This window comes from Bacteroidales bacterium (assembly GCA_018334875.1).
Taxonomy (GTDB): Bacteria; Bacteroidota; Bacteroidia; order Bacteroidales; family UBA12077; genus JAGXLC01.
The window spans coordinates 1-7,731 of the sequence record JAGXLC010000197.1 but is presented as its reverse complement, the minus strand read 5'-3'; the positions used below and the strand labels follow the sequence as shown (position 1 = coordinate 7,731).

The following is a 7,731-nucleotide window of genomic DNA, read 5'->3' as shown; positions in this document are numbered from 1 at the left end:
GATTACTTGTACTTATTATTTACGATTATAAGCTACGTTGAGTACATCGTCAAAATAATCCACAAAGTGGGGTTTTATTCCTTTTTTAAGATAATCGGGCAATTCATCAAAATCTTTCTCATTGTCTTTAGGAAAAATCAGATTGTACACCCCGACTCTTCGTGCAGCTATGGTTTTTTCCCTGACTCCGCCAATGGGCAATACCTTACCGGTTAGGGTAAGCTCACCGGTCATTGCCAGATCCTGCCTCACCGGTTTATTCATAGCCAGGCTGTAAAGTGCCAGCGCCATGGTTACTCCAGCACTTGGTCCATCTTTGGGTGTGGCACCGGCAGGAACGTGAAGATGAATGAAATTGTTCTTGAAATATTTAGCTATACCATCTTCACCATCAGGTTGTTCACACAGCAAAGATCTTATATAGGAATAAGCAATTTCAGAGGATTCCTCCATTACTTTTCCGAGCTGGCCGGTTTGCTTAAATCCGCTCTCTTTGCTCTTCACAGCCGATGCTTCTACATACATTGTCGTTCCGCCCATAGAGGTCCAGGCCAAACCCAGTGAAACACCAGGCATTTTTTTGGTATAGAGTTTCTCCGTGGTAAATACGGGATTGCCCAGATATTTCTCCAGGTTGTTTTTGGTAATGGAAAACCTTTTCTGGCCGGTTTCGGATTGCCTGAGGGTAACCTGTCTCATAATCTTGGCAATGCTTTTTTCCAGGCTTCTCACACCGGCTTCTCGCGCATACTCATCAATCATCCGCCTGAGGGCTTCATCCGAAATATTGACTTCACTTTTCTTTAGCCCATGTGCTTTAATTTGCCTGGGTATCAAATATTTCTTGGCTATCTGCACTTTCTCCTGAAGGATGTATCCTGGCAGTTTGATCACTTCCATCCTGTCGAGCAGTGGCTGCGGAACGGTATCCAACTGATTGGCCGTCGTAATGAACAGAATGTTAGACAAATCATATCGAACATCCAGGTAATGATCCAGAAAATCTTTGTTTTGTTCGGGGTCCAGCACCTCCAACAATGCCGACGCCGGATCACCCTGAAAGCTGACGCCCATCTTGTCGATCTCATCCAGCATGATAACCGGGTTGGAGGTACCTGAACGTTTCAGGCTCTGGATTACCTTTCCGGGCATTGCCCCAATATAGGTTCTTCTGTGGCCCTTGATCTCGGCTTCATCTCTCATACCGCCAACCGAAAACCGGAAAAACTTACGGTTCATGGAATCGGCAATGGAGCGGCCTACAGAGGTCTTTCCCACACCCGGCGGACCTACCAGGCAAAGTATGGTGCCTGTGTGCTTGCCTTTCTTTATAACTGTACTGATAAATTCAAGAATACGATTTTTAACGTCCTTCAAACCATAATGGTCGCGATCAAGAATTCTCCTGGCCTCCTGGATATCCAGCCTGTCCTGGCTGTAAATACCCCAGGGAAGCTCTGTTAATGTATTCAGATAAGCGCGTGTAACCTGAAACTCAGATGAACTGGGTTCCAAAGTTTGCATCTTTTCTATTTCACTGTTGATAACCTCCGCAGCTTCCTCGGAAAGCTTCAGGTTTTTCGTCCGATCCTTAAATTTCTGAATCTCCGATTCCTTATCATCTTTTTCTATTCCCAATTCACGTTTAATTACCTTTAGCTGTTCCCTCAGAAAAAATTCCCTTTGCTGCGTGGAGACTTTCTCATTGATCTGCTTTTGAATTTCCTCCTGTATCTGCGAGCGCTCAATCTCCTCCTTCAGCAGAACCAAAAGTTTCTCCGCCCTTTTATAGAGATCATAAGTTGCAAGAATATCCTGCAGCTTTTCTCCGTCGGCCGTAAGCATGGCTGTAATTAAGTCCATCAGCATGCCAGGCTTTTCAATGCTGATTTGGTTCAATACCATTTTAATCTGCTCCTGGAAGACCGGATTCTTCTTCAACAGCTCTTTCACTGATGAAACAATGGAAAGTGTATAAGCTTTCAGCTCTTCCGAGGGTTTTTCATCAGGATCGCTGTAATATTTCACCTGCCATTGAGGTACAGGATCTTTCCTGACAGACTTAATATGAGAAAATCTTTGCAGCCCCTGGACCAATACCTGTATACTATCCTCCTGAACCGGTACGATCTTATGAATTTTAACTACCGTTCCTACTTCATACATTTCCGAATTCATAAAATCCTGCTGATCCGGTTCTTTTACAAGAACCAGCCCCAAAAACGGCTGATTGCTGTTGGCCACATTTTTTATGGATTCTATAAATTTGGGACCTGTGAAAGTCATAGGTACAGTAATACCCGGAAAAAATGGCCGGGTATCGACGGGTAAAACTGTTAAAATGTCAGGTAACATATCAGAAACAATAGCGAGATCAGAGGATACCGGTTGCCCCTGCTGATTCTGATAGCCCTGATTTTGTTGCTGGTTTTGGTTGTTGTTATTCTTATCTTCACTCATAATTATTATTGTTTTAAGATACCAATATACATATTTATGCTGCTAAGCACAAGGAATATGCCACTTTCAATATATTGAATTTCAGTGAAACATAGCCTCAGGAATTAAGGGGAATAAAAAAAAGCAGAAAGTTAGTGACTTTCTGCTTTAATATGTTCCTTTATAATGCTTTCCATCCCTGTTTCTTTACCAGAAAGGATGCCGGTTGAATGAGTTGAACGAATTGAAAGAGTTGTGCCGGTTGTAGGGTGAATAAGGATTATAATAAGGGTTATTCCCTTCGGAAAAACGGAATTCAAAATCTATGCTGGCATTTTCGGAGATTTTGTAGCCCATACCTAGGGATAAAGCGTTATAATCAGAGGAGTGCATGTCTTGCCCGGGATAGAGATTAAACGGCCTCATTGAATTTTCAGCATGCTGACCCCGGGCCCTGAAGTACATTCTTTCATTCGGCTGATAAGTACCACCAACAGAAATGGCAAAGGAATTGTTGTTATTCAGGGGCATCAAACCGCTTTCGGAAGGACTCAGGTTTGGCCCGGAACCGAAAGGAGTCTGATCAAAATTGGATATTACTCCTGTGAAATTCAGTGTGAGATTCGGATTAACCTGATAATCAAGACTTGGTGCTACAAAGGAGTTCATCATCGATTGTCCCCCAAATGATGTAAAACCGGTACCTAAGGTAACTCCGAAATCCACTTTATCTTCCTGAGAGTTATCTGCCTTTTGAATAGCATCCGAATCAATCGGCCTGTAGAAATTGGGCAAAGGCTGATACATCTGCGTGTATCCGAATAATGGTAAGGCCGTAAATATCAGGAAATAAATTATTTTTTTCATTTCCATTAAGTTTTAAATTAATATTTGAACAAATTTATATAAAAATATAAATTAAAACGCTTTATTTTGCGATTTTAGTATCAATCATCCTTTTTTATCAGTTCGGGTAACCTTCAGGATACCCTTTTCCTGTTTCAGTTTATTAATAAGTGATTGCAAGGTTTTTGTATCGGAAACATATAAATTGATATAGCCGTCGAATAAGCCGTCATCGGAATCAATGGATATGGAACGCATTTTTACTTTCATATAGTTGGAAATGACATCGGAAATGCGGTTGACCATTCCAATTTCGTCAATCCCTGATACCCTGATGCGTGTTTGAAAAGAGGACTTTTCCCTGGTTTTTTTCCATTGAACAGGAACCACCCGGTATTCATATTGTCTCATCAATCTTTGTGCATTGACGCAACCTGCACGGTGTATTTTTATGCCTTCTGTTTTGGAAACAAAACCGAGAATATCATCACCATATACGGGATTACAACACTTGGCCAGTTTGTAATCGATTCCTTTTAGCTCTTCTCCTATAAGTATAAAATCATCTGTTTCGGCAACCTCTTTTTTCTGTGATTCCCCGGTGGGTTTTTCCTGGATTTCGCTTTCACCTGCTTTTGCATTTTTTTCATGCTCTTTTTCTTCGGTGAGAATATCTTTTATTTCACTTACATCAATCTTTTCATTGCCCAGATCGGCAAAAAAACGGGTGGCTTCTTTAATGTTATAATATTTAAGCAGCTTATTGATATTGTCCTGGTTAAAGGGAATCTTCCAGTTTTTAAGGCGCCGTTTCAGGAGCTCTCTTCCCATATCGGCTTCTTTTCTCAATTCTTCCTTTAAAGATTGCCGGATTTTCGACTTGGCTTTAGAGGTAACCACCATGCCCAGCCAATCATTTTTGGGTTTCTGGTTCTTTGAGGTAATCACCTCTACACTGTCTCCGTTATTCAGTTTGTACCTGATGGGAACATTTTTATTGTTCACTACACCCCCGACACACTGAGCGCCCACTTCGGAATGAATTTCAAATGCAAAATCCAGTACAGATGCACCTTCTGGTAAACGAATCAATTCTCCCTTGGGTGTGAATACAAAGATTTCCTGTGAAAGCAGGCTCAAACGAACGTTGTCGATAATTTCCGAAGATGTGGCATCACTGGTCTCCAGAATATCCCGTATTTTACCCATCCAGTTGTCGAAAGCCTGATCTCCTTTAATTCCTTTGTATTTCCAGTGCGCTGCATATCCTTTCTCTGCTATGTCATCCATTCGTTTGGACCGTATTTGCACTTCCACCCATTTGCCTTCGGGTCCAATCACTGTGGTATGCAATGATTCATAACCATTGGATTTGGGGTTGGAAATCCAGTCTCTCAGCCTCTCCGGATTGGGTCGGTAGAAATCGGATACGATGGAATATACTTTCCAGCAATCCGCTTTTTCTGTTTTAGCCGGAGTATCCAGAATGATTCGTATGGCAAATATGTCATAAACCTGTTCAAATGGAACTCCCTGTTCTTGCATTTTCCGCCATATAGAGTATACCGACTTGGTTCTGCCTTTAATATCATAAGTGAATCCCTGGTTGTCCAGTTCTTTCTTTATGGGATCGGAGAATTTCTTAATGAATCGATTCCTTCGGGCAGTAGTATTTTGTAATTTACTAATAATGGATTTGTAGGTTTCACTTTCTGTATATTTCATGGATAAATCCTCAAGCTCCGATTTCATGGAATATAATCCCAAACGATGCGCAAGAGGGGCATAAAGTGAAAAAGTCTGAACAGAAGTTTTAACCTGGTGATCTTTGGGCATATAGTCCATACGCCTCATTTCGTCAAGGAGGATGGACAGGCGTATTAATATTACCCGTATATCATTGGAAAGGGTTAACAGCAGTTTTCTGAAATTCTCCGGCTGAAATTTGGTTTCGCTTGTTTTGATTTCAAAAATCTTAAGCAGTCCTTCCACAATTTCACTGACTTTTTGCCCGTACTCCTCTTCCACATAATTAAGCGTCAGCTTATCTCTTCGTACCAGATCGTAAAGCAAACTAGCCAATACTGACTTGGTAGCCATACCGATTTCTTCCACCACAATCCTTGCCACCTCTAAAAGATGAAGTATGAAGGGTTCTCCGCTGGCCAGTTTCTCATTTTGATAATGCCTGATGGCATCATCTACAGCTTTTCTTATAACTTCGGTATCCTCTTCTTTCAGGAAAGCTTTGGATTTTTGAAGCAAATCTCTGTATCGAAGGTAGATCTTTCTGCGATCTTTGAAATTTAATTTCTCTTGTGTTTCAAGCATATCACATTATTTTATGACAAACTCGTCGGCATCTTTGCCAACCGGAAACTTCTCCCTGAAACGGTTCAATTCATCAAGAGACAGGTTCAGTGTTTCAACGGATTCCTGATGGGATTCGGTTGTGCTCAGGATATTTCCACGGGGGTCTATCACCATGGAATCTCCTGAGTAAGTGAGCCCGTTACCATCTTCACCTATTCTGTTCACGCCTGCAATATAAACTTGATTTTCCATTGCACGGGCTATAAGAAGGGTTCTCCATACATGCCTTCGAACTTCAGGCCAGTTGGCAATATAAAGTGCCAAATCATAATCATTACGATTGCGGCTCCAAACGGGAAAACGTAAATCATAGCAGATCAGCGGTAATATGCGCCACTTTCCCAAATTAAATATTACCCTATTCTTGCCTGCCGTGTAATGTTTGTTCTCTTCTCCCATTCTGAAGAGATGCCTTTTATCATAGATTTTATAACTGCCATCCGGGAATACAACGAACAACCGGTTGTAATAATTGCCGTTTTCATGAATGATTACACTACCGGTCAATGTGACATTTTTTGCGGAAGCCATTGATTGCATCCACTTTAGGGTCTTACCCTCCGTGGGCTCAGCCAATTTTTCAGGCTGCATTGAAAACCCCGTGCTGAACATCTCGGGAAGAATAACCAGATCCGTTTCCTGAGATATCTCGTTAATTTTGGCCTTAAAATGATCTAGATTTCTGTCGGTTTGCTCCCAAAACAGTTTCGTCTGGATGATTGTTACGGTAAGGTTGGTATTGTGATTTTTCATACAATGTGTTGTTATTTTCCACCTGAACTCCAAATTTAACTTTTTTCCGGAAAATCTCCCAATATGCTGTTTGATTTTCAGAACCCATCAGGGATTGGTCTCAGTATAGGTATCCTCCAGTATTCCCTTCATTAGAGGGATATAATATTTCCAAAAAAACTTTGCCCGGTCTGCTTTATCATCGGAATAAAAAAGAAAATCAATCCATTGTATACCAGAAAAAAAAGAAAGTCTCGTATCAACGGGATTTTGGCAGAAATCGCCTGCAAAATAATACAGGTTGTAGCTTCCGGAATGGTTAATAATGGCAGGAAATGTTGCATTAATATCGTAACCGGCAAGCAGGGAATCACCGAGAGCAGTTGTGGGTAATTCAAAATGAGCCACTGTCTCATTCGGAGAATTTGTCGTCACTATATCAAACCAGTAAGGATACTCAAGGATTAGGGGAAGTCCGAATTTTTCAGCAAACTTTCTTTGAGTTTGGATTTCAGGCACGTCCCGGGTCAAATGTCTGGATCCTTCCAATACAATTGTTGTTCCGAATCTGTGAATCAAAACAATTCCGGAACCTTTGTAATTCCATTTTGCATCATTTTGTTCCTCATAAAGGTTCACAATCCATTTTGGAAAGTCGGGATTTTCTTCAAAATCCAGAGAATGAAAGTATCGGCCTATCCAGCCTTCCCAATTAAAATTCAACAGCTCCTCCGTTTTTTTTCTTATCTGGGGAGAAGTCGTTTTATTCAATAGCACAAATTCGGTAACAATGGTCTTTTCTTTATCAATAAGCGCTTTAAGCAACAAATAATCGTTTTGATTCAGACCCCCGTAAACTTTTTGTTCCGTTTTCGTTTTTGCTTCCAAATTCTGATACCAGTCATTATAATAAACTCCGTAGGTATCCGCATAATAAGCAATATCTGTATTGCTGGAAATTTGATTTATCTCGCTCAGAGCAATATTCCTGAAATCAAATTGTTGTTCTTCGGGGTCAATAGGGAAAAAACCGTAATAATCCTCCTTAAGTTTATATCGGTCGTGGTTGGATTTTACATATCGGTTGTTGTTCAGCACCCAATGAAATGATTTGTGTTCATTACGTTCTTTTGTGGGTACTGTTTTATTCAAAATGAACACCTCTAATGTTTTTTTAGGGTTAAAGAACCAGATCAGAAAAGAAAATAATGCCAGCAAAAATATAACAGCAAAAAAACCGGAAATAATTCTGGCAATCTTTCGATTTATCATGAGCCACTTATTTATTTTAGCGGCCCAAAGTAAGAGTTTTTTAAAAAAGCATGCAAATTTTTAATCTGC

Annotated in this window: 5 protein-coding genes; all 5 read right to left on the bottom strand. The window is 40.7% G+C overall.

The genetic code is table 11. The annotated features are described in order from the left end of the window. Positions 1-15: 15 nt before the first annotated feature. Entirely contained in the window at positions 16-2,460 is a 2,445-nt protein-coding gene (gene lon / locus KGY70_14030) for an endopeptidase La (protein MBS3776309.1), read from the bottom strand. A gap of 186 nt (positions 2,461-2,646) precedes the next feature. Then, a complete protein-coding gene (locus KGY70_14025; protein ID MBS3776308.1) occupies positions 2,647-3,306 on the bottom strand; it encodes a hypothetical protein in 660 nt (219 codons plus the stop codon). Positions 3,307-3,390: 84 nt separating this feature from the next. Further along, the gene (locus KGY70_14020; GenBank protein ID MBS3776307.1) at positions 3,391-5,616 is read right to left on the bottom strand and encodes a bifunctional (p)ppGpp synthetase/guanosine-3',5'-bis(diphosphate) 3'-pyrophosphohydrolase; all 2,226 of its coding nucleotides are present in this window, start codon (positions 5,614-5,616) and stop codon (positions 3,391-3,393) included. 6 nt (positions 5,617-5,622) lie between these two features. After that, entirely contained in the window at positions 5,623-6,411 is a 789-nt protein-coding gene (locus KGY70_14015; GenBank protein MBS3776306.1) for an amidohydrolase, read from the bottom strand. Positions 6,412-6,498: 87 nt separating this feature from the next. Beyond that, complete coding sequence (locus KGY70_14010) at positions 6,499-7,542, bottom strand: hypothetical protein (protein MBS3776305.1); 1,044 nt, start codon at positions 7,540-7,542, stop codon at positions 6,499-6,501. Between the last annotated feature and the right edge of the window lie 189 nt (positions 7,543-7,731).